This window comes from Kitasatospora aureofaciens, assembly GCF_001188955.3.
GTDB lineage: Bacteria > Actinomycetota > Actinomycetes > Streptomycetales > Streptomycetaceae > Kitasatospora > Kitasatospora aureofaciens.
In genome coordinates this window covers 37,168-59,228 of sequence record NZ_JPRF03000044.1, presented here as the reverse complement: position 1 = coordinate 59,228, position 22,061 = coordinate 37,168, and the positions used below count along the sequence as shown (strand labels likewise).

The following is a 22,061-nucleotide window of genomic DNA, read 5'->3' as shown; positions in this document are numbered from 1 at the left end:
CCTCCACCAGGTCCACGCAGGCCCGTTCGACCTCGCCCGCCCGCCGGTCCCCGCTCGCCATCAGCGCCGGCACGGCCGCAGCGCCTCGCGGGCCCGGCCGGCCACGCGCCCCGCCGCCACCGCCGCGGCCGCGCCACCGTCCCGGCTCTCCGAGGCCTCACTGCCCACCGGCCCCGCCGCGACGGCCACCCGTACGACACCCACGTCCTCCCCTGTCGACCCGCGGCCCCCACTCTCCGCCCGGTCGACCTCGACACCCTCCCCGACCTCACCGCCGAATCCGGCCGCGGCCTCTTCCTCATCCACGCCCTCACCGACCACGTCCAGCTCCGCAACCACCCGCTCCGCGGGGCGATCGTGAGCTTCGACAAGATCCTGAAGTGGCGGGACGACGCGCTCCTGCGGGCGGCTTCGTAGGGGTGGGTGTGGGTGCCGCGCGGCGGCGGGTTGCCGGATCCCCGGCCTCATCGGTCACGTCCGGGGCTGTGCTGTCTCCGGGGCCGTCGGGTGCTCACACGGGGTGGGTCGTCGCGGCACCGGCAGTCGGTCGCGGCGGGGGCGGGGTCAGTCGGTGGCGGGACGGCGGCGGGTGAGGACGAGGAGGGCGGTGCCGAGGAGGAGGGCGGTGGTGCCGGCGATGGCGAGGGGGCGGGTGGCGGTGCCGGCGCCGGTGTCGGCGAGGTGGGTGGGGTCCGGGGTGTGGTTGGCGGGGGTGAGCGGGGCGGTGTAGCTGGCGGTGAGCTGGGGGCAGGTGTACTTCTTCGCCGGGGCGGAGCCGCTCGGGAGGACCTCGGACCTGGCGGTGAAGGTGAGGCGGTGGTCGCCCTGTGCCGCTCCGGCGGCGAGCCGCACCCGGAGGGTGAGCCGCTGGCCCTGGGGGAGCTGGTAGCTGCCGGTGTTGAGCGGGCTGCCGGCGACGGTGAGGGACTTCCAGGCGCCGGACCCCGCGCGCAGTTCGACGGGGAGGCTGCCACCGTCCGCGAGGGCGACGGTGGTGGCGAGCTGCTTGGCCGTCGCGGTGCCCGGGTTGGTGAAGGTGACGGCGAGTTCGCCCGCGGCGTCGCTGCTGCTGGTGACCGGTATCGGGTCGGCGGTCGTGCCCTCCGGGCAGTCGCCGGTGGCGGAGGAGGAAGGGGTGGGGGTGGCGTCGGCGGCGAGTGCGGGGGCCGTGGCGAGGGCGACCGGACCGATGGTGAGCACGAGCAGGGCGCAGGCGGCGGGAAGGCGGGCGGGACGCATCGGTGGGCTCCAGCGGTGGGGTCGGGGTTCGCTCTCCGGGGGAAGACCACCGAGGGGCCCGAACGGTTGTCCGCGCCCCTCGGTTCATCTGGCGGGGGGTCAGCCGTGCGCACCCGCCTTGCGGCGGCGCAGGACGAACAGGGTGCCGGCGCCGGCGGCCAGTACGGCCGCGCCGCCGAGGGCGATCGGCAGGGTGTTGGAGGAGGCGCCGGTGTGCGCCAGCTCCGGACCGGCCGAGGCGGACGCCGAGGCCGTGGCGGCGGGCGCGGGCGCGGGGGCGGCGGTGGTGGTGGCCGGGGCGGAGGGCGAGGGCGTACCGGTGGTGACCGGGGTGCCGTCGACGACCTTGAACGGCGCAGCGATGCGGTAGTTGCCGCTGAATCCGCTGCAGCTGCCTTCCGGGCCCTGTCGCACGCCCGGAACGTCCTTGCTGAGGAAGGACTCGGAGGCGCCGTCGAGCTGGGCGAAGTAGTCGGTGCTCACCGCCTTGCCGGTGGCGGCCAGGCGCACCTGGAGGGTGAGCTTCTCGCCCTTGGCGAGCTTGAACGTGCCGAGGTCGGCACGGATGTAGCTCATGTTGTTCTCGATGGCGTCCTGGGCGACGGGCTTCCACTCGGCGCCGGGGAGCTTCACCTGGACGGTGAAGGCGTCCTTGCCCCAGACGGGCTGGTTGGGCGCGCCTTCTTCGCCGATGTTGGTGACGAAGAAGTGGGTGCTGAACTTCTTGAAGTCGACCGGGGCGTCGTTCTCGAAGGTCACGGTCGCCTCCTGTGCGGCGCCGCCCCTGGTCAGGGTGACGCCGGACAGGCCGCTGCCGGTGGCCTTGAGGTTCTCCAGGTGGTACCCGCCCGGGCAGGGCCCGCTGGGGGAGGGCATCGGCGGGGTCGGCACGTGGGTCGGCACGGTGGTGGGGCCACCGGTGGGGGTGCTCGGGGCCGCGGTGGCGGACGGGGTCGCGGGGACCCCGACGGCGCCGGCGGTGGCGGCGCCGGCGGTGGCGCCGAAGGTGAGGGCGCCCAGGGCTGCACTGGCCAGGAGGCGGGAAGAGCGCACGATCGGTGCTCCAGCTACGAAGGAAGGTTGTGTGGGCGACGCGGGCCCGGGCGCGGAGCGCAGGGCGGGCCGCGATCGCGCACCCTATCGAGCCGTGGCGGCCGGATTCCGCCGGGGCGGAGCGGTTCGACCGGCGCCGGGGTGCGCCTTGTGTCGTTGGTGTACGGGGGGTTCCGTGCCCGGTCTCCGGCAGGGCCGCGGGTACGCGGGCGCCCCGGTTGCCCGGTGGGCCGGGTGGTCGGACGATGGGGGGCATGATGCACCAGATGCGAGCCGAGTACGGGTCCGGTGGGGAGGCCGGCGGGGTGCGGTTGTGGCACATGGTCCGGGGGGCGCAGAGCGTGGCGATGTGCGGCCGGGAGCTCGATCCGGGGGCGCGGGTGCGGGAGGCGGTGGACTGGGGGAAGACCCCGGAGCTGTGCTGCCACACCTGTGGGGCGTACTTCCTGCGCGAGACGCCGTACCTGTCGGCCGAGCACCAGTGAGCGGCCGGGCGCTACGGTGCTCGGTATGGACGAACCCCTGGTGCGGCCGCGGTCGTTGACCCGCGAGGCCGCCGGACTGCGGGTCGGTGTGCCCGGGCTGCCCGAGCACGTCGAGCGCTTCTGCGCGCTGGTCGATCGGGTGGATCCGCTGCTGCACGCCTTCGTGGCGGAGCCCGGGCGGCATGACCGACTGCAGGCGCGGGCGCGGGAGTTGGCCGCGCGGTACCCGGAGTCGGCCGGGCGGCCGCCGCTGTACGGGGTTGCGGTCGGGGTCAAGGACATCGTGCACGTGGACGGGCTGCCCACGCACGGCGGCTCCGCCCTGCCGCCGGGCGTGCTGGCGGGTCCGCAGGCCGTGGTGGTGGACCGGCTGCTGGCGGCGGGGGCGATGGTCGCGGGCAAGACGGTGACCGCCGAGTTCGCCGCGAGCGCCCCGGGCCCGACCCGCAATCCGCACCATCCGGGGCACACCCCGGGCGGCTCCAGCAGCGGGTCGGCGGCGGCGGTCGCGGCCGGACTGGTGCCCCTGGCGATCGGCACCCAGACGGTCGGTTCGGTGATCCGCCCGGCCGCGTACTGCGGGGTGGTGGGCTTCCGGCCCACGCACGGTCGGATCCCGTTCGCGGGGGTGATCCCGAACGCGCCGAGCTTCGACACCCTGGGCCTGTTCACCGCGGACCTGGCGGGCGCGGCGCTGGCGGCCCCGCTGCTGTGCGACGGGTGGCGGGTGGTGGAGCCCGGCCCGGAGCCCGTGCTGGGGGTGCCGGACGGGCCGTACCTGGAGCGGGCCGAACCGGCCGCGCTGCGCGCCTTCGAGGAGCAGGTGGCGCGGTTCGAACGGGCCGGACTGGCGGTGCGCAGGGTGCCGCTGTTCCCCGACTTCGCCGAGGTCACCCGGCAGTTGCAGATCGTCAACCGGTTCGAGCTGGCCCGCAGCCACGCCGACTGGTTCGCCCGGTTCGGCGGCCTGTACCGGCCGGAGACGGCGGCGAGCATCCGGGTGGGCCAGGGCGTCGCGGCGGAGGACCGCGAGGCCGCGCTGGGGTTCCGGGAGCGGTTGCGCGAGCGGGTGGCCGGAGCGGCCGCGGCGGCCGGGGTGGACCTGTGGCTGGCCCCGTCCGCGCCGGGCGGGGCGCCGGAGGGGCTGCACAGCACCGGGGACGCGGTGATGTCGCTGCCGTGGAGCTGTCTCGGCCTGCCCGCGCTGAGCCTGCCCGCCGGGCGGACCCCGGACGGGCTGCCGCTCGGTCTCCAGGTGGTCGGCGCGGCGGGGGAGGACGAACGGCTGCTGGCCCGGGCCGCCCTGCTGGAAGGGCTGTTGGGCTAGGACCTGTCTTCGAACTCGCGTCTGCGGCCCGCCGTCCGGGCGGACGACGGGAGTTCGAGGACAGGCCCTGGGTCCGCCCGGGGGTCAGGCGAGCGCCGGGTCGGCCGGGTCGGTGGCCTCGGCGCGCAGCAGGCGGAGCAGGAGGCGGCCGGCCCGTTCGTAGGGGACGTCCTCCTCGTGCAGCACGGCCTGTGAGTTGGCCGTCTCCAGGACCGCGATCAGTGCGAAGGCGAGGTCGCCGAGGTCGGTGTCGGGGCACAGGGCGCCGGCCGTGCGGGCGTCGGTGAGGGCTTCGACGATCGTTCCGTGCCACTCCCGGGCGCAGCCGGCCAGGGCGTCCCGGACGGCGCCGGGCCGGGCGTCGAACTCGGCGGTGACCTCGTAGAAGAAGCAGCCGCCGGGGAAGACCCGGGCCCGTGAGTAGGCGAGCCAGTTCTCGCAGAGCGCGCGGGCCCTGGCGAGGCCGGGCAGGGCGTCGGCGACCGGGGCGACGACGGCGTCGGCGAAGATCCGGCGGGCGGCGCGGACGGTGGCGAGCTGCAGCTCCTCCTTGGAGCCGAAGCCGGCGAAGACGCCGCTCTTGCTGAGTCCGAGGTCGGTGGCGAGGCGGCCGATGGACAGCGCGTCCAGGCCTTCGACGGAGGCGATCGCGACGGCGCGGCGCAGGACGGCCCGGCGGGTCTCCTCGCCGCGCAGGACCCGTCCGTCGGTGGTCGGTCCGGCCATCGTGCGCCCTCGTTCCTCGCCTTGGTGGATGTCGCGGTGGGTGCGGCCCAGGGTAGTGCCCGGGCCACCCGAGAGACCTAAAACTGCACGAACGGTCGTGCTAATATCTCGCCCCGAGCAAGGCAAGGCCAGGGAGCGCAGAGAGCAGGGAGACCCGATGGACCCGGCCCAGGCACTGATCCGCACCACCCTCAACCCCACCGCCCGGATCGCCCCCGGCCTGGCCGGGCGGGCGGCCTTCGAGCTGTTCCGGCGCCCGCTGCGGCGCAGCCGGGTCCGCCCCGCCGAGCGGGAGGTCCACCGACGGGCGGCCCTCGAGCGGCTGACCGTGCACGGCAAGTCCGTCGTCGGCTACCGCTGGGGCAGCGGCGAGCGGCCGGTGCTGCTGCTGCACGGCTGGCGTTCCCGGGCCTCCCGCTTCGCGCCCTTCGTCCCCCGGCTGCGCGCCCTCGGCCTCAGCGCCGTGGCCTTCGACGCGCCGGGCCACGGCGACTCCGGCGGCCGCAGCACCAGCGTGCTGGAGTACCGCGAACTCGTGCTCCGGCTCCAGGACCGGTACGGGCCGTTCGAGGCCGTGATCGCGCACTCGCTGGGCGTCTGCGCGGCCTTCGGCGCACTGGGCGACGGGCTGCGGGCGGGCCGCTTGGCGGCCGTCTCCGGGGTGTCCGAGGTCGGCTTCTTCCCGGCCGCCTTCTGCGCCGGGCTCGGCCTCGACGCCGCCGTCGAGCGGGCGCTGCGGGGCCGGATCGAGCAGGACCTGTTCGCCGGGGACGCCGGGGCCTGGGACCGCTACGACGCGGCGGGTCGGGCCGGTGCGGTCGGGCTGCCGATCCTGGTGCTGCACGACGAGGGCGACGACGTGGTGCCGCTGGGGCAGGCGCACCGGCTGAAGCGGGCGTACGGGGAGCAGCTGGACCTGGTGGTCACTCGCGGGCTCGGCCACCGGAGGATCATCGGGGAACCGACCGTCGTTGATCAGGTGATCGGGTTCATTTCCGCGGGACTGGGGGTCACTGCCGCATGAAGCTCGTCGAACTGCACGCACGGGCGATGGAACTGACCGTCGAGGTGGTGGACGACGTCCGGCCGGACCGGCTGGACCGGCCCACCCCGTGCGCGGGGTGGACGCTGCGCCGACTGCTGGAGCACTGCGTCGGCCAGCACCGGGGCTTCGCCGCGGCCGCCCGCGGCGCCGGGCCGGACCTCGCGCTGTTCGCGGACGCCACGCTCGGGGCGGACCCGGCGGAGGACTTCCGCCGCACCGGCGCCGACCTCGTCGCCGCGTTCCGGGAGGCGGCCGTCACCGACCGGGCGCTCTGGCTGCCCGAGATCCGCGACGGCGGCCCCTTTCCGCTCGCCCAGGCGGTCGGCTTCCACCTGGTGGACACCCTGGTGCACGGCTGGGACGTCGCCGCCGCGCTCGGCGCCGCGGACCGGCTGGTCGCGGCGGTGGACGGCGACGACGCCCTGGTCACCGCGCTGCTGGCGGTGAGCGAGGCCGTCCCGAACACGCCGGAGGCGCGGGCGCCCGGCCGGGCCTTCCGCCCGGGCCTCGAACCCGGCGGCGGTGCCGGCCGGTTCGACCGCGCCCTGGCGCTGCTCGGCCGCGATCCGGCCTGGAAGGCCAGGCCCTAACGGTCGCGCCGCTCGTCCGGGAAGCGCGGTCCGCCGATCAGGTAGAACAGCGCGGCGGTCGGAAAGCCGAGCGAGGCGGCCAGCAACACGATGAACTGCCAGAACATCGTCATCATCCGCTCCTCGTCAGTCCCGGGCCGTTCGGACACCCGAAGGTGCGCCCAAACCCGACCGGCCCCGATTGGCCGAATCGGCCAGTCGCTATCCGACGGTATGGCCGAATCACCGCCGCTGCCACCGCACACCGCGCCCCGGCCCCCGCCGCACCGGCGCACGGGTCTGGGCGCGGGCCGGGACGGGCGGCCACACTGTCGGGATGCAGCTACAGCTCGCAGGGGAAGCACGGCGGCCGGACCGTGAGAGCGAGGACTTCGCGGCGGCCTCGCCGGAGGCGCTGGTCCTGCTGGACGGCGCCAGCTCGCCGGCCGGCCTGGAGTCCGGATGCCGGCACGGAACGGCCTGGTACGTCCGGCGTCTGGGCGTGCACCTGCTCGCCCGGCTCACCGACCGGGCGGACCGCTCGATCGCCGAGTGCCTGGCCGACGCCATCGTGGAGACGGCGGCGCTGCACGGCGGCCGCTGCGACCTCGGCCACGCCAACACGCCCGCGGCGATGGTGGTCGCCGCCCGGCGGCACGGGGATTCGCTGGAGTACCTGGTGCTCGGCGACTCGCTGCTGGTGCTGGAGTTCACGGACGGCCCGCCCAAGGTGATCGGCGACAACCAGCGCTTCCCCGGCGGGGAGGGGTTGCGCCGCCAGGTCTGGGCGACCGTCCCCGGCTCGGCCGAGCGGGCCACGCTGCACCTGGAGTACGCGCTGGCGGTGCGCGCCGCCCGCAACCGGGGCACCGGTCCGTGGATCGCCGCCGCCAGCCCGCGGGCGGCCGAGCACGCTGAGACGGGCTTCGTACCGCTGGACCGGCTGCACGCGCTGGCCGCCCTCACCGACGGCGCCTCGCGCTACACCGAGCGCTTCGGGCTGGGCAGTTGGGGCGACGTGCTGCGGCTGCTCGCCGAGTCCGGCCCGGGCGAGCTCATCGCCCGGGTCCGCGAGGTGGAGCGGGCGGACGCCACCTGCGAACGCTGGCCGCGCGGCAAGACCCACGACGACGCCTCCGCCGTCTACGCGTTGCTGTAGGCGACGGAGGCGACGGCCGGCCGCAGGGCCGTGGGATCAGCGCTTCTGGCCCCAGACGAAGCTGGACGGGATCCCGACGGGCCCGGATCCGTTGTCAACGCCTGTGCGCCAGGGGAGAGATGGGGATCCGGTCGACTTGCGGTACGACGTGTGCGAAAGGGCCCGGACCGTACGGTCCGGGCCCTTCGTGACGGGAGCGGTCAGCGGGCGTCGGCGGGGATGGTGCCGAGGCGGCCGGCCTGGAAGTCCTCCATGGCCTGCTGGAGTTCGCGGTGGCTGTTCATCACGAACGGGCCGTAGTGGGCGACGGGTTCGCGGATCGGGAGGCCGCCGAGGAGGACGACCTCGAAGTTGTTGTCACGGGAGTCCTGCTTCTCGTCGGCGCGCAGGGTGATCGAGTCGCCGTCCCCGAAGACGACGGCCTGGCCCCGGTGGAAGGGGCGGTGCTCGGTGCCGGCCGAGCCGTTGCCGGCGAGGCCGTAGGCGAGGGCGTTGAAGTCGGCGCGCCAGGGCAGGGTGATCTGGGCACCGGGGCTGATCGAGGCGTGGATCATGGTGATCGGGGTGAAGGTGGTGCCCGGGCCCTGGTGGCCGTCCAGCTCACCAGCGATGACGCGCAGGAGCGCGCCGCCGTCCTCGGAGCTGAGCAGCTTGACGCTGCCTCCGCGGATGTCCTGGTACTTCGGGGCGATCATCTTGTCCGAGGCGGGCAGGTTGACCCACAGCTGGAGGCCGTGGAAGAGGCCGCCGGACCTCACCAGCGACTCCGGCGGGGTCTCGATGTGCAGCAGGCCCGAGCCGGCCGTCATCCACTGGGTGTCGCCGTCGGTGATGGTGCCGCCACCGCCGTGCGAGTCCCGGTGGATGAACGTTCCGTCGATGATGTAGGTGACCGTCTCGAAGCCGCGGTGCGGGTGCCAGGGGGTTCCCTTCGGCTCACCGGCCGCATAGTCCACCTCGCCCATCTGGTCCATCATGATGAACGGGTCGAGGTACTTCTGGTTGATCTTGGCGAAGGCGCGGCGGACGGGGAAGCCCTCGCCCTCGTAGCCCTCGGGGGCGGTGGCGACGGTCAGTACCGGCCGGGCGTTCGCGACGGCCTGGTCCGGCGTGGTCACGCGCGGAAGGGTCAGCGGGTTGTCGACGGTCACGGCGGGCATGTCGGCCTCCTTCGAGGGGGGTTCTCTGGCCTACGTCCACCAGATTAGTTCAATCATCAACAACAGGCAAGTTGAAAATTGAACTATGAGGGCATGGAGGAGCGGGGCTCCTCCCGCCGGGGTGGCTATCCGTACATCCGGCGCATGGTGAAGTCGACCATCTGCTCGACCGCCTTGGCGTCGAACACCATCCGGTGCTCGCCCTCCATGTCCAGGGCGAAGCCGTAGCCGGTGGGCAGCAGGTCCAGCACCTCGGCCCCGGTCACGGTGAAGTGCTTGGAGTCCTTGCCGGCGTAGCGGCGCAGCTCCTTGAGCGAGCTGAACATCGGGATCACCGGCGTCGGGGTGTTGTGCAGTGCCAGGAAGCCGGGGCGCTCGCCGCGCGGGCAGTGCACCTTCGAGGTGATGAAGATGGCCTGGAAGTCCTCGACCGCCATCGAGCCCGTGGTGAAGGCCCGGACCGCGTCCGCCAGGGACGGCGGGGAGGGCTCCGGGTAGAGCGACTGCTGGGACGCCTGCCCCTGCGCGCCGTAGGCGTCCGGTCCGGGCATGCCGTTCATGCCCGGCTGCGGACCCGCCTGCTGCTGGTAGGGGCCACCCGGGTATGCGTTCTGGTCATATCCGTACACACGGACAGGCTAGCGGGAGCGCACCCGCCCGCGCTGGCGTCGATCCTGACAAGGAGTGGTCCTCCCGGCTTGTGGGACGTGACCACGTTCATAGCGGATTCACCGCCGGGGGCTTGCCCAAGTTACCGCTGGGTAGCATCATGATGCCTACTGGTGGGTACGGGGCGCCCGAAACGCGGCGGTCACCCGGAAAGCGACGAACCGGAGAAAACAGGCCATGGGTCACTACAAGTCCAACCTGCGGGACGTGGAGTTCAACCTCTTCGAGGTGTTCGGTCGCGATCAGGTGTACGGCACCGGGCCGTTCGCGGACATGGACGTCGAGACCGCGAAGAACATCCTCAGCGAGATCGCCCGCCTCGCCGAGAACGACCTCGCCGCGTCCTTCGCCGACACCGACCGCAACCCGCCGGTCTTCGACCCGGAGACCAACACCGCGCCGATCCCGGCCGCCTTCAAGAAGAGCTACCAGACCTTCATGGACGCCGAGTGGTGGCGCCTGGGCATCCCGGAGTCGATCGGCGGCCAGGTCACCCCGAACTCGCTGATCTGGGCCTTCGCCGAGCAGATCCTGGGCTCGAACCCGGCCATCTGGATGTACTCCTCCGGCCCGGCCTTCGCCGGCGTCATCGCCGAGGAGGGCACCGAGGAGCAGCTGAAGATAGCCCAGCGGATGACCGACCGCCTGTGGGGCTCGACCATGGTCCTCACCGAGCCCGACGCGGGCTCCGACGTGGGCGCCGGCCGCACCAAGGCGATCAAGCAGGAGGACGGCTCCTGGCACATCGAGGGCGTGAAGCGCTTCATCACCTCGGGCGAGCACGACATGTCCGAGAACATCATCCACATGGTGCTGGCCCGCCCCGAGGGCGGTAAGCCGGGCACCAAGGGCCTGGGCCTCTTCATCGTCCCGAAGTTCGACTTCGACTGGGAGACCGGCGAGCTCGGCGAGCGCAACGGCGTCTACGCCACCAACGTCGAGCACAAGATGGGCCTCAAGGCCTCGAACACCTGCGAGATGACCTTCGGCGCCAAGCACCCGGCCAAGGGCTGGCTGCTCGGCGAGACCGTCGACGGCATCCGCCAGATGTTCAAGATCATCGAGTTCGCCCGCATGATGGTCGGCACGAAGGCCATCGCCACCCTCTCCACCGGCTACCTGAACGCCCTGGAGTACGCCAAGGAGCGCGTGCAGGGTGCCGACATCTCGCAGTTCCTGGACAAGACCGCCCCGCGCGTCACCATCACCCACCACCCGGACGTGCGCCGCTCGCTGCTGACCCAGAAGGCCTACGCCGAGGGCATGCGCGCGCTGGTCCTGTTCACCGCGTCCACCCAGGACGACATGCTGGCCGCCAAGCTGCGCGGCGAGCGCGACGAGGCCGCCGAGCGCCTCAACGACCTGCTCCTGCCGATCGTCAAGGGCTACGGCTCGGAGAAGTCCTACGAGCAGCTCGCCCAGTCCCTGCAGACCTTCGGTGGCTCCGGCTACCTGCAGGAGTACCCGATCGAGCAGTACATCCGCGACGCCAAGATCGACACCCTGTACGAGGGCACCACGGCGATCCAGGGCCAGGACTTCTTCTTCCGCAAGATCGTCAAGGACGGCGGCCAGGCGCTGGCCGCGCTGTCCGAGCAGATCCAGAAGTTCCTCGCCTCCGCCGAGGGCGGCGACGCCCTGGCCGCCGAGCGCGAGCTGCTCGCCAAGGCCGCCGGCGACCTGGAGGCCATCGTCGGCAAGCTGATCGCCGACCTGACCTCGGTCGAGCAGGACGTCAAGAACATGTACAAGGTGGGCCTCAACACCACCCGCCTGCTGATGGTCTCCGGCGACGTCGTCGTCGGCTGGCTGCTGCTGCGCCAGGCCGCGGTGGCCCTGGCCAAGCTGGAGGCCGGCGCCTCGGAGAAGGACGTGCCGTTCTACCAGGGCAAGGTCGCGGCGGCCCGCTTCTTCGCCAAGAACATCCTCCCGACCGTCGCCCCGCAGCGGGCGATCGCCGAGGGCATCGACAACGAGATCATGGAGCTGGCGGAGGAGGCCTTCTAAGGCCCGCACCCCCCTTCTGACCGCCTGACGAAACCCTCACACCGAAGGGCCCGGCTGCCACCGGGCCCTTCGGTGTTTCCGGTCGGTGATCATGCGCTGCGCAGGGCCCGGAGCGGGTCCGTGCGGGCGGCGCGCAGGGCCGGGTAGAGGCCGGCCAGGAGGCCGACGACGGTGCCGATGAGCGGGGCGGGCAGGGTGGTGGCGGGTTGGAGGACGGCGGTCCAGTCGCGGGCGGCGGCGACGCCGAGGACCGTGAGCACGCCGAGGGCGGTGCCGATCAGGCCGCCGAGGGTGCCGAGGGCGGTGGACTCGGTGAGGAACTGGGCCGCGATGTGGCCGGTGCGGGCGCCCAGTGAGCGGCGCAGGCCGATCTCCGGGGTCCGTTCCAGGACGGCGACCAGGGTGGTGTTGGCGATGCCGACCGCGCCGGCCAGCAGGCAGATCCCGGCCAGGGCGAGGAACAGCCCGGTCAGGTCGGACGTCACGGTGTCCTGGAGGGTGTGCGGGTCCGGGGGCGGGACGACGGTGAACGCGTTCGGGGTGTCCGGTCGCAGTGCGAGCGGGAGTTGGGCCGCCACCACCGGCGCGGCGCCGATCCGGGTGGCGACCAGTGCCTGGGCGCCGCGGTCGGGCTGGGGGGCGGGGTTGCCGTAGCGTTCGAGCGCCGTGCTCGCCGGGATCAGCAGGCTCAGCAGGGCGGCCGGCTGGCGCTGGACGTCCGCGTAGATGCCGACGACGGTGTAGGGGAGCCGGTCGATGAAGACGGCGGGCTGGGCGTCCAGGCGGCTGACCCCGAGGCGTTCGGCGGCGGCCTCGCTGAGCAGCGCCACCGGCTGGGCGGTCTTCTGGACGTACTCGTCCAGGGTGGTCCCGGCGGTCAGGGCCGGTTCCATCGCGGCGACCGCGCCCGGGGTGGCGGCGAGGACGGACAGTCCGGTGCCCTCGTCGGGGCCGTCCGGGCGGCGGGAGAGCGTCGGGGCGCCGGGTACCGGCCACCAGACGCCGCCGGCCCGTACGCCGTCGATCGCGGCGATCCGGTGGTCGGTGTCGGTGGGGAAGTCGCTGGGCGGGTTGGTGCCGGGGGCGGTGCCGTCGGTGCGCGGCCGGTCGGTGACGGTGACGGTGGTGGCCCTGGTGAGGCTGAACCGCTCGCCGATCTGGCCGGTGGCGGTTGCGGTGAGGCCGAGGACGGCGACGAAGGCGCCGATGCCCAGCACGGTGCCGAGCATGGTGAGCAACGAGCGGCCGGGGCGCTGGAGGATGCCGGACAGGGCCTCGGTAAGCAGGTCGTGGGGGCTGAGGTGGGAGGGCGGCTCGGGGATCGCGGCGGTGCGGTCGGGGCGGGGCATTCAGACCACCTCGGGCACGGTCAGGCGGCCGTCGCGGATGGTGACCCGGCGTTCGGCACGGGCGGCCACGGCAGGGTCGTGGGTGATGACGACCAGGGTGTAGCCCTGGGCGTGCAGCGCGTCGAACTGGGCGAGCACCGCCTCGGCGTTGGCCGAGTCCAGGTTGCCGGTCGGTTCGTCGCAGAGCAGCAGGCTGGGCCGGTTCACCAGGGCGCGGGCGATCGCCACCCGCTGGCGCTCGCCGCCGGACATGGTGCCGGGCAGGGCGTCCGTGCGGTGGCCGAGGCCGACCAGGCGCAGCGCGTCCACGGCGGCGGCGTCGCGGGTGCGGCGCGGGGTGCGGTTGTAGACCTGGGCGAGGGCGACGTTCTCCTCGGCGGTGCGGTGCGGGAGCAGGTGGAAGGACTGGAAGACGAAGCCGATCCGGCGCCCGCGCAGCGTCGAGCGGTCCTTGTCGCGCAGGCCGCCGGTGTCGATGCCGTCGAGTTCGTAGCGGCCGGCGGTGGGGGTGTCGAGCAGGCCGAGCAGGTGCAGCAGGGTGGACTTGCCGGAGCCGGACGGGCCGGTGACGGCCAGGTACTCGCCGCGGCGGACGGTCAGGTCGGTGGGGCGCAGCGCGACCACGGGTGGGCGACCCGGGTGGGTGCGGCCGACGCCGTACAGGGCGATCACGGGGGGGTTGGTCCCTGCCGTCATTTGCCGACCACCACCTGGTCGCCGGCGCGGAGTTGGGCGCCCTCGGCGGGGGTGACGGCCACCAGGCCGTCCGCGGTGACGCCGGTGGTGACCGGCACCGTGCTGCGGTTTCCGGCGGGGTCCACCCGGGTGACGGAGGTCCGGCCGGCCGTGTTGGTGGAGATCGCGGCGATCGGCACGACGGTGACAGGGGCGCCCGCCCTGGCCTTCAGGACGGTGAGCCGGACGTTCCTGCCGTTCATGGTGGCGGGCAGGGGGGTGTCCGGGGTGATCGTCACCGGTAGGTAACTCGGGCTGCCGGACTGGCTGTTGGGCGCTCCGGCGACCTGGCCCGCGGCGGGCTGGGCGGCGGGGGCTCCACCGAGGGCTGCCCCGGGGGCCCCGCCGGCTGGTGCGGCCCCGGCTGCTGCGGCCCCGGCGCCGCCGAGGGTGATCACTCTGCCGGCCGGGGGAGCGGTGGTCGGGGTGCCGACCTCGGCGACGGTGCCGTGGACGGTGGTGCCGGTGTCCTCGGCGAGCAGCTCGACGGCCATACCCGGAGTGACGCCGGCTGCCTGACCTGGCACCAGCTGACCGGTGACGGTCAGGCCGCCGCTGGTGAGCGACAGCAGAGTGCCGGAGACGGGTGAGCCGACGGCGCCGTTGACGGCGGTGACGGTCGCGGGGAGGGTGGGCAGGAAGAGCACGTGGGCGGCCGGGACCATCGGGCCGTTGACGGCCCCGGCCCTGGCGAGGGCGGCCTCGTCGGCAGCCAACTGCTTCCGGGCGGTGGCCAGTTGCTGATCGAGCTCGCCGGCGGGCTGCTGCTGGCTCTGCTGGGTCGGCCGGCTTTGCCGATCCGGTCGGGCCGGCTGGGGCGGTGGCGGGTTCTGGGGCGCGGCGGCGCCCGCCCTCTTCTGTGCGGTGAGGTTGTCCACCGTCTGCCGGTCGGAGTCGACCGCCTTCTGCGCGGTGTCGACGGCCTGCTGGGTGGTGGCGCCAGTGGTCGGCACCGGACGGCCGAGCCCGCGGTAGAAGGCCGACACCGCCGCGGCGGTGCCCGGCCCGTACGAGCCCTTGTCGTCCTCGCCGCTGCCGTGCCCCAACCCGGCCAGGGCGTCCTGGAGTTCGGCCACGTCGGGGCCGGTGCTGCCCGGCTTGAGGTCGCGGTACGCGGGCACCGGCCCGGGGAGGGCGAACAGCGGCTGCCCGGACACCTCTGCCAGCAGCTGCCCGGCGGAGACGGTGTCGCCGGGCTTCACGCCCAGTTCGGAGACGTACAGTGCGGTCACCTCGGCCGAGGCCGCGGTCGGGACGACGTTGTACTGGACCGGCGGGTACACCACCGCTCGGGCGGCTGTCGAGGGGGTCAGTACCTGGCTGACCACCGGTGCCGTGAGCAGGCTGCTCGGCGGCGGCGCGGTCCGCGCGGCCCGTTCGGCGGGGGACTTCACCAGCGTCGCCGCCCCCACTCCGCCCACCGCCACCAGTCCGGCGGCCAGCGCCACCCCCAGCAGCGCCCGCCTGCGCCGTGCGGCCCCGGACCGGGCGGGCGGCGGTGACGGCGTTTCGGGGCCGGGCTCGACGGTCTCGTCGGCGGGCGTCGTGGTGGTCAACTGCTTCCCCTCCCCGGTGACTTCACTGTGGACCAGGGCCATCATCCGACTGTCGGGCGCTGCCCGTGGTCCGTTCGCGAGCGGCAGCCCGTTGACAGTCTGCGACCGGGGTGGACCGCGGGGTGAAGGAGGCCCGGTGAAGTGCGGGTTCACGTTGTGTCCGTGTTCAACAACGGTTGCCAGGTATCGAATGCCATGTCCGTGTACGGGCATATGCTCAAGGGGCGAAGCCGACCCCCATCCGGCTTCGGCCCTCCCTCGACCCTGGAGCAGCATGTCGACCGCCGCCCGCCGGGCATTCTTCGACCGGACGCACACCGACGATCTGATCACGTTCCTCGGCACCTCGCCGTCCCCGTACCACGCGGTCGCGAGTGCCGCCCAGCGCCTGGAGAAGGCGGGGTTCCGTCAGGTCGCGGAGACGGACGCCTGGGACGGGTCGGTCGGCGGGCGCTACCTGATCCGCGGTGGCGCGCTGATCGCCTGGTACGTGCCGGAGGGAGCAGGGCCGGAGACGCCGTTCCGGATCGTCGGCACCCACACCGACTCGCCGAACCTGCGGGTGAAGCCGGTGCCGGACACCGGCTCGGCCGGGTGGCGGCAGGTCGCGGTGGAGATCTACGGCGGGGTGCCGCTGAACACCTGGCTCGACCGTGACCTCGGCCTGTCCGGCAGACTCGCGCTGAAGAACGGCAGTGCGCGGCTCGTCCAGCTGGACGAGCCGCTGCTGCGCGTGCCCCAGCTCGCCATCCACCTGGACCGCCAGGTCAACGACGGCATGAAGCTCGACCGGCAGCGCCACCTCACCCCGATCTGGGGCCTCGGCCCGGTCGACGAGGGCTCGCTGATCGCCTACGTCGCGGAGCGGGCCGGGCTGGCCGCCGAGGACGTGGCCGGCTGGGACCTCATGACCCACGACGTCCAGCCCGCCTCCTACCTGGGCCGGGACCGCGAGCTGCTGGCCGGCCCGCGCCTGGACAACCTGCTCTCGGTGCACGCGGCCACCGCCGCGCTGGCCGCCGTCGCGGTCGCCGCCGCCGAGGGCGAGGCCGTGCTGCCGTACATCCCGGTGCTGGCCGCCTTCGACCACGAGGAGACCGGCAGCGAGTCCGACACCGGCGCGCAGAGCCCGCTGCTCGGCAACGTGCTCGACCGGACGGTCCACGCCCGCGGCGGCTCCCCGGAGGACCGCGCCCGGGCACTGGCCGGCACCGTCTGCCTGTCCTCGGACATGGGCCACGCCGTCCACCCGAACTACTCCGAGCGGCACGAGCCGGGCCACCACCCGCTGCCGAACGACGGGCCGATCCTCAAGGTCAACGTCAACAACCGCTACGCGACCGACGGCGTCGGCCGGGCGGTGTTCGCGGCGGCCTGCGAGAAGGCCGGCGTGCCGTGGCAGACCTTCGTGTCCAACAACGCGATGCCCTGCGGTACGACGATCGGCCCGATCACGGCGGCGCGGCTGGGCATCAAGACGGTGGACTGCGGCATCGCGGCGCTGTCCATGCACTCGGCGCGCGAGCTGTGCGGGGCGGAGGACCCGTACCTGCTGGCGAGCGCGATCAAGGCCTTCCTGGAGGGCTGAGCACGCTGATGCGCAGGGGGCCCGCCGGTGTTCCGGCAGGCCCCCTGCGCGTTGCCCGGCTACTCCATGCCCGCGAGGACCAGCGGGAGCCGGCGGACGCCGTCGGCGACCAGCTTCACCGGCACGCCCCAGTCCTGCTGGTGCACGTGGCAGGCCGGGAACTCGATCTCCGGGTCGTCGTCGCAGGAGGCGGCCATCGCCGAGACGTGCAGCACGCCCTCGGTGACCCGGTCGGACAGCACCAGCTCGCGGGAGAGGGCGGTGTCCGCGCCCGCGCCGGAGACCAGCAGCTCGGGCGGGGTGGCGCTGACCAGCAGCCGGGTGGACGGGCCGTAGCGCTCGTCCAGCTTCTGGCCGCTCGGTGCCTCGAAGACCACGTCCAGCCGGAGGGCGCCGGGTGCGACCTCGGTCGCCGCGCGCTGCGTGCGGTGCGCCACCGACTCGACCCGCACGGCCTCCTCCGGCAGCCGCAGCCGGGTCAGCCGGTGCCGGGCCGACTCGACCACCACGATGTCGCCGTCCACCAGCACCGCCCCGGAGGGCTCGCGCAGGTCGGTGGCCAGGGTGGTGACCTCGCCGCTCGCCGGGTCGAAGCGGCGCAGCGCGTGGTTGTAGGTGTCGCTGACGGCGACCGAGCCGTCCGGCAGCACGGTCACGCCCAGCGGGTGCTGGAACAGGGCCTGGTCGGCGGCGCCGTCGCGGTGGCCGAAGTCGAACAGGCCGGTGCCGACGGCGGTTTCGACCGTCATGGTTTCACGTGAAACGAAGCGCAGCGCGGAGGTCTCGGAGTCGGCCACCCAGAGCTTCCCGCCGTCCGCGGAGACGGCCAGGCCGGACGGCTGGGCGAACCAGGCCTCGGCGGCCGGGCCGTCCACCAGGCCCTCGTTGGTGGTGCCGGCCGCGACGCCGACCGTGCCGGCCTCGGGGTCGTACGCCCACAGCTGGTGCACGCCGGCCATCGCGACCCACACCCGGCCGTCGAACCAGGCGACGTCCCAGGGCGAGGAGAGGTCCACCTCGCTGGCCGGCCCCTCGGTGGCCGAGCCCTGCCACCACTGGCGGCCGGTGCCGGCCAGGGTGGTGACGCTGCCGTCGGCGAGGCGCACGCCGCGCAGCGCGTGGTTCACGGTGTCGGCGACGACCACGTCGTACTCGTGCCCCTCCGGCAGCAGCGCCAGGCCCTGCGGCTCGCTGAACCGGGGGCTGGTGCCGTCCACCAGGCCGCGCTGCCCGTCGCCGATCCGGCGCACCACCGTCTCGCCGTCCTGGGCCAGCTCGACCAGCGAGTGGTGGCCGGAGTCGGCGACCAGGAAGTGCCCGTTCGGCAGCCGCACCGCCTTGCCGGGGAACTTGAGGTCCCCGGCGGCTGGCTCCGGCGCCACGTACGGGCCGTCCCCGCGCCGCAGGGTGCCCTTGGCCTCGTGCTCCGCCTCCAGCTCCGCCACCAGCTTGGCGATCGCGTGGGCGTGGCCCTCACCGGCGTGCTGGGCCACCACGTAGCCCTCGGGGTCGATCACCACGAGCGTCGGCCAGGCCCGTACGGCGTACTGCTTCCAGGTCGCGAGCGCCGGGTCGTCCAGCACCGGGTGGTGCACCTCGTACCGCGCGACGGCGTCCACGACGGCCTGGTGGTCGGCCTCGTGCACGAACTTGGGCGAGTGCACGCCCACGATCACCACGGTGTCGCGGTGCTCCTCCTCCAGCTTGCGGAGCTCGTCGAGGACGTGCAGACAGTTGATGCAGCAGAAGGTCCAGAAGTCTAGTACGACACACTTACCTCGCAGGTCGGCAAGCTTGAGTTCCTTGCCGCCTGTGTTGAGCCATCCACCGGCGCCGACCAGCTCGGGGGCGCGGACACGTGCACGAGAAGCCATGCCCCAATCAAACCTCACGAGCGGTGTCCGCATTCCGGGTGCTCCGGACTGGCCGTGGCCCGGCTGCCCTGTTGGGATGTAGGGCAGCCGGACCGGTCTGGTCAGCTACGACGCGGCACGGGGTTGTCCGGGCTGTCGAGCCACACCGCGTGGCTGTCCGCCGTGACCGTGAGTCCGAACCGGTCGAAGCCGGGGCGGCCCTGGTCGTCCCACCAGCGCCAGGCCGCCTCGACCTCGTCCCACAGATTCCGCGGGCCGGACTGCACCACCTCGTAGTCGGTCCGGTCGGGTTCCCAATCGGCGGTAGCCCACGAGGTGACGGCCGTGTCGTGCAGCCACAGCGTGTAGGTCCCATCGGGGTATCGCTCCGTCAGCGGGAACGCTCCAGGTACCTGCACGCCGATGGAGAACATCTCCAGCCAGCCGCCGACATCGTCCGGAGACAGGGAGCTTCGGAACCTGGCTCCACCAGCCGGCCATGGGGCGGAGAGGTACGTCAGGCTGTCCGGCCGGGGTGTGCGTTGCTGGCGGAGCCGCATGAACGCGGACGACCCGATGAACCGGCCGGTGGCCGTGCCGTCGTCGCCGACCGTGAGCCGGGCCACGGCTTCCCCGCCGTACTCCGGCCCCCACGGCGCGACGATCACCCCGCCGGGTCGGGACTGCTCCACCCACGCGTACGGCACCCTGCCCACCGAACACGTGGCGATCACCCGATCGTACGGAGCCGCCTTGGCGTAGCCCTCGGCTCCGTCGGCGACCACGAGTGTCGGGGAATACCCAGCCCGCGCGAGTCGGCCTTGGGCGTCCGTGGCGCTGCCCTCGTCCACCTCGACGGTGACGACGTTCCCCGGGCCGACCCGGTGGGCCAGGAGAGCGGCATTCCACCCGGTCCCAGTGCCGATCTCCAGCACCCGGTTGTCCTCCGCCACGTCGAGGGCGTCGAGCATGGAGAACACCATGGTGGGCATGGAGTTGGACGACGTGGGCATGGTCCCCCGGCTGTCGCCGGTGTGGGTACCGTCGTCCCACTGCGTCGTGAGTGGCACATCGGAGTAGACGGCGCTCCACCAGGCCGCCGGGTCGGCTTGGCGGCTCACAGCCTCGCCCTGGCGCACGCCGTCCGCCTGGCCCGGCCAGGTCGTGTCAGGGACGAACCAGTGCCGGGGTACGGCGTTGTACGACGCCAACCAGTCAGAGGTGAGAGATCCGTTCGCGATGAGCGCGGAGGCCAGCCGGGTTCGACCGGCCTCCGCTTCGTGCTTGTCGCTCACCGGCTACTTACCGCCAGCCGGGCCCTGGCCGTCGCTGGTGTTGCCACCCTCGTCCGACCCGCCACCACCGTGCTTGTTGCCGCTGCTGGAGTCGTCCTGCTGGCCGCCACCGGTGCCGGAGCCGGAGCCCCCGCCGTGCTTGCCGTCGGCGTACAGAATCCACGCGGGCATGGGTGTCCCTCCGTCGCTGCTTCGGGTCGAGGGGGTTCCTCCGACCCGGTGTGCACCTTGCTGACCCGTCCCGGCTGAATCCTTCCCCAGGCAGCCGGGACGGGGGTCTGTGGTGGCCCAAGAGGGCCGGTTCTGCGCCCACCAGGGCGCCGGGGCCGGTAAGCCGTCGCGCGCACGCCGCTGACCCGCCCAGAGGCCTCCGAGGCCGAACACGGGAACGGTACGGGTCAGGCATTGCTGCCGCGGGTGGTCGGCCTTATGCGCCGGGCCTGCTGGTCGAGCTTTCGGCGGAGCTTCATTCGCCTGGCAAGATGCCTGCGATAGGGGCTGAACATCGTTACAGGCCATGCGAATTGGATGTAGGCGCCCCACATCCACGCAATCGTGTGGCGGGGCTCCGTCGCCAGTGCACGAAGGACACGTCCCAGGACGACGAGACGTGGGGTGCTCACCGCTCGGTCCGCTCCGAAGCGCAGCGCGGAGTACTCGGCCGCATGACGGCGATCAGCTCCGGGCCGTTCGGCAAGGCTTCGATCTCGCTCGGATAGGTCTCCCACTCCTGCCCGCCGCCTCTGGGGCGAAGGTAGACCATGCCGCCTTGGATGCCCATGTAGGTGCCTTCCACGCCCTTGTGGGCACGGTCCCTGACGATCTCACCGATCTTGGGCTTGTAGATCGTCCGGGTTGCCTTGCGCGGTGCCACTGCCCCCGCTCCTCTCCGCCGACTTGCCACCAAGATCTGGCAGTTACCCGGGACGGTGGAACCTCGTGCAAGGGACACTTCCGAACGTCCCTCGTGGGGTAGAACGTCCCTGACAAAGGTCCGTGATGTGCGGGGAGACAAGCGGGATGCCGAACGAGAGACTGAAAGACGTTATGGCGTCGAGAGGTTGGACGTGCTCAGCCCTGGCTGAGAAAGCCGGCGTGGACACCAAGTCGGTCGAGCGGTGGGCCAACCAGAACCGCACGCCCCGGTTAGGCACAGCCCGTTTGGCTGCCGAAGCCCTCGGAGAAGACATGTTCGCACTGTGGCCGAGCCTGCGGCAGCCGCGCGCCGCACGCGCGATAAGCCCCGAACTGGTCGCCCTGTACGAGCAGCGAGCCGACCTTCCCGTCTCCGTCTTCGTGGACTTGCTTGGAAAGGCCACTGAGCGGATCGACGTGTTGGTCTACGCGGCCGTGTTCCTGCACGAGGCGTATCCCCGGCTGAACGAACTCCTTCGCGAGCGCGCCGCCGAGGGGTGCGCGGTCCGGATCGCCCTTGGTGACGCCGCCAGCGAGAACGTCAAGCAACGAGGAGAGGAGGAGCGGTTCGGGCACGGCATCGAGTCCCGGTGCAGGCTCGCCCTCCTGCACTACCGTCCGCTGCTCGGCACACCAGGCATCGAGATCCGAACCCACGGGACCACGCTCTACAACAGCCTCTACCGGGCCGATGACCAGCTGTTGGTGAACGCGCACGTCTGGGGAGTCAACGCTTTCGGAGCCCCCGTCTGGCACCTGCGGAGGACCGGCGCAGGGACGCTGTTCGACACCTATGCTGCGAGCTTCGATGCAGTGTGGAACACCGCCCGACCGGTGGAGGAGAGCTGATCACGTGGCACGCACCGAGTTCTACGACGACCCCAACGCGCCCAAGCCGAATCGGCTGGTGGTGGCAGCGTCCGCAGTGGTGACCGATGAGGAAGGGCGCATCCTGCTGCAACGACGCACCGACAACGGTCTGTACGCGCTGCCGGGCGGCACGATGGATCTTGGCGAGTCACTCCCAGGAACGGCCGTCCGGGAGGTGCGTGAGGAAACCGGCCTTGACGTGGAGATCACGGGACTCGTCGGCACGTACACCGATCCTCGGCACGTGATCGCCTACTCGGACGGCGAGGTACGGCAACAGTTCAACGTCTGCTTCACCGCGCGCATCACCGGCGGAGAACTCCGGATCTCCAACGAGTCGACCGATCTGCAGTTCGTGGCCCCGAGCGACATCGGAGAACTGCCCATGCATCACACGCAGCAACTGCGGCTCCGGCACTTCCTTGAACACCGGGCGACTCCGTACCTGGGGTAGGGCACAG

22 protein-coding genes are annotated in these 22,061 nt (G+C 72.8%); 10 read left to right on the top strand and 12 right to left on the bottom strand.

What is annotated here, in order from left to right:
* Positions 1-417: ATP-binding protein (locus HS99_RS47130; protein ID WP_244915998.1), on the top strand; the 417-nt coding region annotated here is incomplete at its 5' end.
* Between the two features lie 147 nt (positions 418-564).
* Here the strand turns inward: HS99_RS47130 and HS99_RS28175 are convergent.
* Together HS99_RS28175 and HS99_RS47125 are read right to left on the bottom strand one after the other, a co-directional pair.
* The gene (locus HS99_RS28175) at positions 565-1,239 is read right to left on the bottom strand and encodes an LPXTG cell wall anchor domain-containing protein (protein WP_030552794.1); all 675 of its coding nucleotides are present in this window, start codon (positions 1,237-1,239) and stop codon (positions 565-567) included.
* Between the two features lie 99 nt (positions 1,240-1,338).
* Positions 1,339-2,292, bottom strand: a complete 954-nt coding sequence (locus HS99_RS47125) for an LAETG motif-containing sortase-dependent surface protein (protein WP_050366662.1) — start codon at positions 2,290-2,292, stop codon at positions 1,339-1,341.
* 254 nt (positions 2,293-2,546) lie between these two features.
* Here HS99_RS47125 and HS99_RS28165 point away from each other — a divergent pair, with 254 nt between their 5' ends.
* Both HS99_RS28165 and HS99_RS28160 read left to right on the top strand, forming a co-directional pair.
* Complete coding sequence (locus tag HS99_RS28165) at positions 2,547-2,777, top strand: hypothetical protein (protein ID WP_030290383.1); 231 nt, start codon at positions 2,547-2,549, stop codon at positions 2,775-2,777.
* Positions 2,778-2,802: 25 nt separating this feature from the next.
* Positions 2,803-4,104 carry an amidase gene (locus tag HS99_RS28160; protein WP_030552796.1) on the top strand — a complete coding sequence of 434 codons (1,302 nt, stop codon included), beginning with the start codon at positions 2,803-2,805 and terminating at the stop codon, positions 4,102-4,104.
* Positions 4,105-4,188: 84 nt separating this feature from the next.
* On the opposite strand, the gene HS99_RS28155 is transcribed toward HS99_RS28160, so the two are convergent.
* On the bottom strand, positions 4,189-4,830 hold the full coding sequence (locus HS99_RS28155) for a TetR/AcrR family transcriptional regulator (protein ID WP_030552799.1): 642 nt from the start codon (positions 4,828-4,830) through the stop codon (positions 4,189-4,191).
* A 157-nt stretch (positions 4,831-4,987) separates the two neighbouring features.
* Between HS99_RS28155 and HS99_RS28150 the strand changes: the two genes are divergently transcribed.
* The 3 genes from HS99_RS28150 (at position 4,988) to HS99_RS28140 (ending at position 7,603) form a co-directional block, all read left to right on the top strand.
* Positions 4,988-5,854: an alpha/beta hydrolase gene (locus HS99_RS28150; protein WP_030552801.1), complete on the top strand. Its 867-nt coding sequence runs from the start codon at positions 4,988-4,990 to the stop codon at positions 5,852-5,854.
* Positions 5,851-6,465, top strand: coding sequence for a TIGR03086 family metal-binding protein (locus tag HS99_RS28145; protein ID WP_030552803.1), 615 nt, complete (start codon positions 5,851-5,853; stop codon positions 6,463-6,465). Before HS99_RS28150 ends, HS99_RS28145 begins: the two co-directional genes overlap by 4 nt.
* Before the next feature lie 316 nt (positions 6,466-6,781).
* Positions 6,782-7,603, top strand: a complete 822-nt coding sequence (locus tag HS99_RS28140; protein WP_030552805.1) for a protein phosphatase 2C domain-containing protein — start codon at positions 6,782-6,784, stop codon at positions 7,601-7,603.
* A 200-nt stretch (positions 7,604-7,803) separates the two neighbouring features.
* On the opposite strand, the gene HS99_RS28135 is transcribed toward HS99_RS28140, so the two are convergent.
* Together HS99_RS28135 and HS99_RS28130 are read right to left on the bottom strand one after the other, a co-directional pair.
* Positions 7,804-8,763 (bottom strand): pirin family protein, encoded by a 960-nt coding sequence (locus tag HS99_RS28135; protein ID WP_030290377.1) that lies wholly within the window; start codon positions 8,761-8,763, stop codon positions 7,804-7,806.
* Between the two features lie 125 nt (positions 8,764-8,888).
* Positions 8,889-9,392, bottom strand: coding sequence for an SseB family protein (locus tag HS99_RS28130; RefSeq protein WP_030290376.1), 504 nt, complete (start codon positions 9,390-9,392; stop codon positions 8,889-8,891).
* A gap of 217 nt (positions 9,393-9,609) precedes the next feature.
* Between HS99_RS28130 and HS99_RS28125 the strand changes: the two genes are divergently transcribed.
* On the top strand, positions 9,610-11,439 hold the full coding sequence (locus tag HS99_RS28125; RefSeq protein ID WP_030290375.1) for an acyl-CoA dehydrogenase: 1,830 nt from the start codon (positions 9,610-9,612) through the stop codon (positions 11,437-11,439).
* An 89-nt stretch (positions 11,440-11,528) separates the two neighbouring features.
* Here the strand turns inward: HS99_RS28125 and HS99_RS28120 are convergent, their stop codons facing one another.
* Genes HS99_RS28120 through HS99_RS47925 form a run of 3 tightly spaced genes read right to left on the bottom strand, consistent with a single transcriptional unit; the run spans position 11,529 to position 15,079 of the window.
* Positions 11,529-12,788: an ABC transporter permease gene (locus HS99_RS28120; RefSeq protein WP_030552807.1), complete on the bottom strand. Its 1,260-nt coding sequence runs from the start codon at positions 12,786-12,788 to the stop codon at positions 11,529-11,531.
* Positions 12,789-13,484, bottom strand: coding sequence for an ABC transporter ATP-binding protein (locus HS99_RS28115; protein ID WP_030290373.1), 696 nt, complete (start codon positions 13,482-13,484; stop codon positions 12,789-12,791).
* Positions 13,481-15,079: a peptidoglycan-binding domain-containing protein gene (locus HS99_RS47925; protein ID WP_030552808.1), complete on the bottom strand. Its 1,599-nt coding sequence runs from the start codon at positions 15,077-15,079 to the stop codon at positions 13,481-13,483. Before HS99_RS47925 ends, HS99_RS28115 begins: the two co-directional genes overlap by 4 nt.
* A 274-nt stretch (positions 15,080-15,353) precedes the next feature.
* Here HS99_RS47925 and HS99_RS28105 point away from each other — a divergent pair, with 274 nt between their 5' ends.
* Complete coding sequence (locus HS99_RS28105) at positions 15,354-16,667, top strand: M18 family aminopeptidase (protein ID WP_030290371.1); 1,314 nt, start codon at positions 15,354-15,356, stop codon at positions 16,665-16,667.
* A gap of 59 nt (positions 16,668-16,726) precedes the next feature.
* Here the strand turns inward: HS99_RS28105 and HS99_RS28100 are convergent, their stop codons facing one another.
* The 4 genes from HS99_RS28100 to HS99_RS28090 all read right to left on the bottom strand — a co-directional run bounded on the left by HS99_RS28100 (position 16,727) and on the right by HS99_RS28090 (position 20,689).
* Positions 16,727-18,541: an NHL domain-containing thioredoxin family protein gene (locus HS99_RS28100; protein WP_030552809.1), complete on the bottom strand. Its 1,815-nt coding sequence runs from the start codon at positions 18,539-18,541 to the stop codon at positions 16,727-16,729.
* Positions 18,542-18,642: 101 nt separating this feature from the next.
* Positions 18,643-19,815: a methyltransferase domain-containing protein gene (locus HS99_RS28095; protein WP_167344928.1), complete on the bottom strand. Its 1,173-nt coding sequence runs from the start codon at positions 19,813-19,815 to the stop codon at positions 18,643-18,645.
* Between the two features lie 3 nt (positions 19,816-19,818).
* A complete protein-coding gene (locus HS99_RS45325) occupies positions 19,819-19,986 on the bottom strand; it encodes a hypothetical protein (protein ID WP_167344929.1) in 168 nt (55 codons plus the stop codon).
* Between the two features lie 448 nt (positions 19,987-20,434).
* Positions 20,435-20,689, bottom strand: a complete 255-nt coding sequence (locus HS99_RS28090; RefSeq protein WP_030552811.1) for a hypothetical protein — start codon at positions 20,687-20,689, stop codon at positions 20,435-20,437.
* Positions 20,690-20,835: 146 nt separating this feature from the next.
* Here HS99_RS28090 and HS99_RS28085 point away from each other — a divergent pair, with 146 nt between their 5' ends.
* Positions 20,836-21,579: a DUF5919 domain-containing protein gene (locus HS99_RS28085; RefSeq protein WP_030552812.1), complete on the top strand. Its 744-nt coding sequence runs from the start codon at positions 20,836-20,838 to the stop codon at positions 21,577-21,579.
* Positions 21,580-21,583: 4 nt separating this feature from the next.
* On the top strand, positions 21,584-22,054 hold the full coding sequence (locus HS99_RS28080; protein WP_030552813.1) for an NUDIX domain-containing protein: 471 nt from the start codon (positions 21,584-21,586) through the stop codon (positions 22,052-22,054).
* Positions 22,055-22,061: the final 7 nt, after the last annotated feature.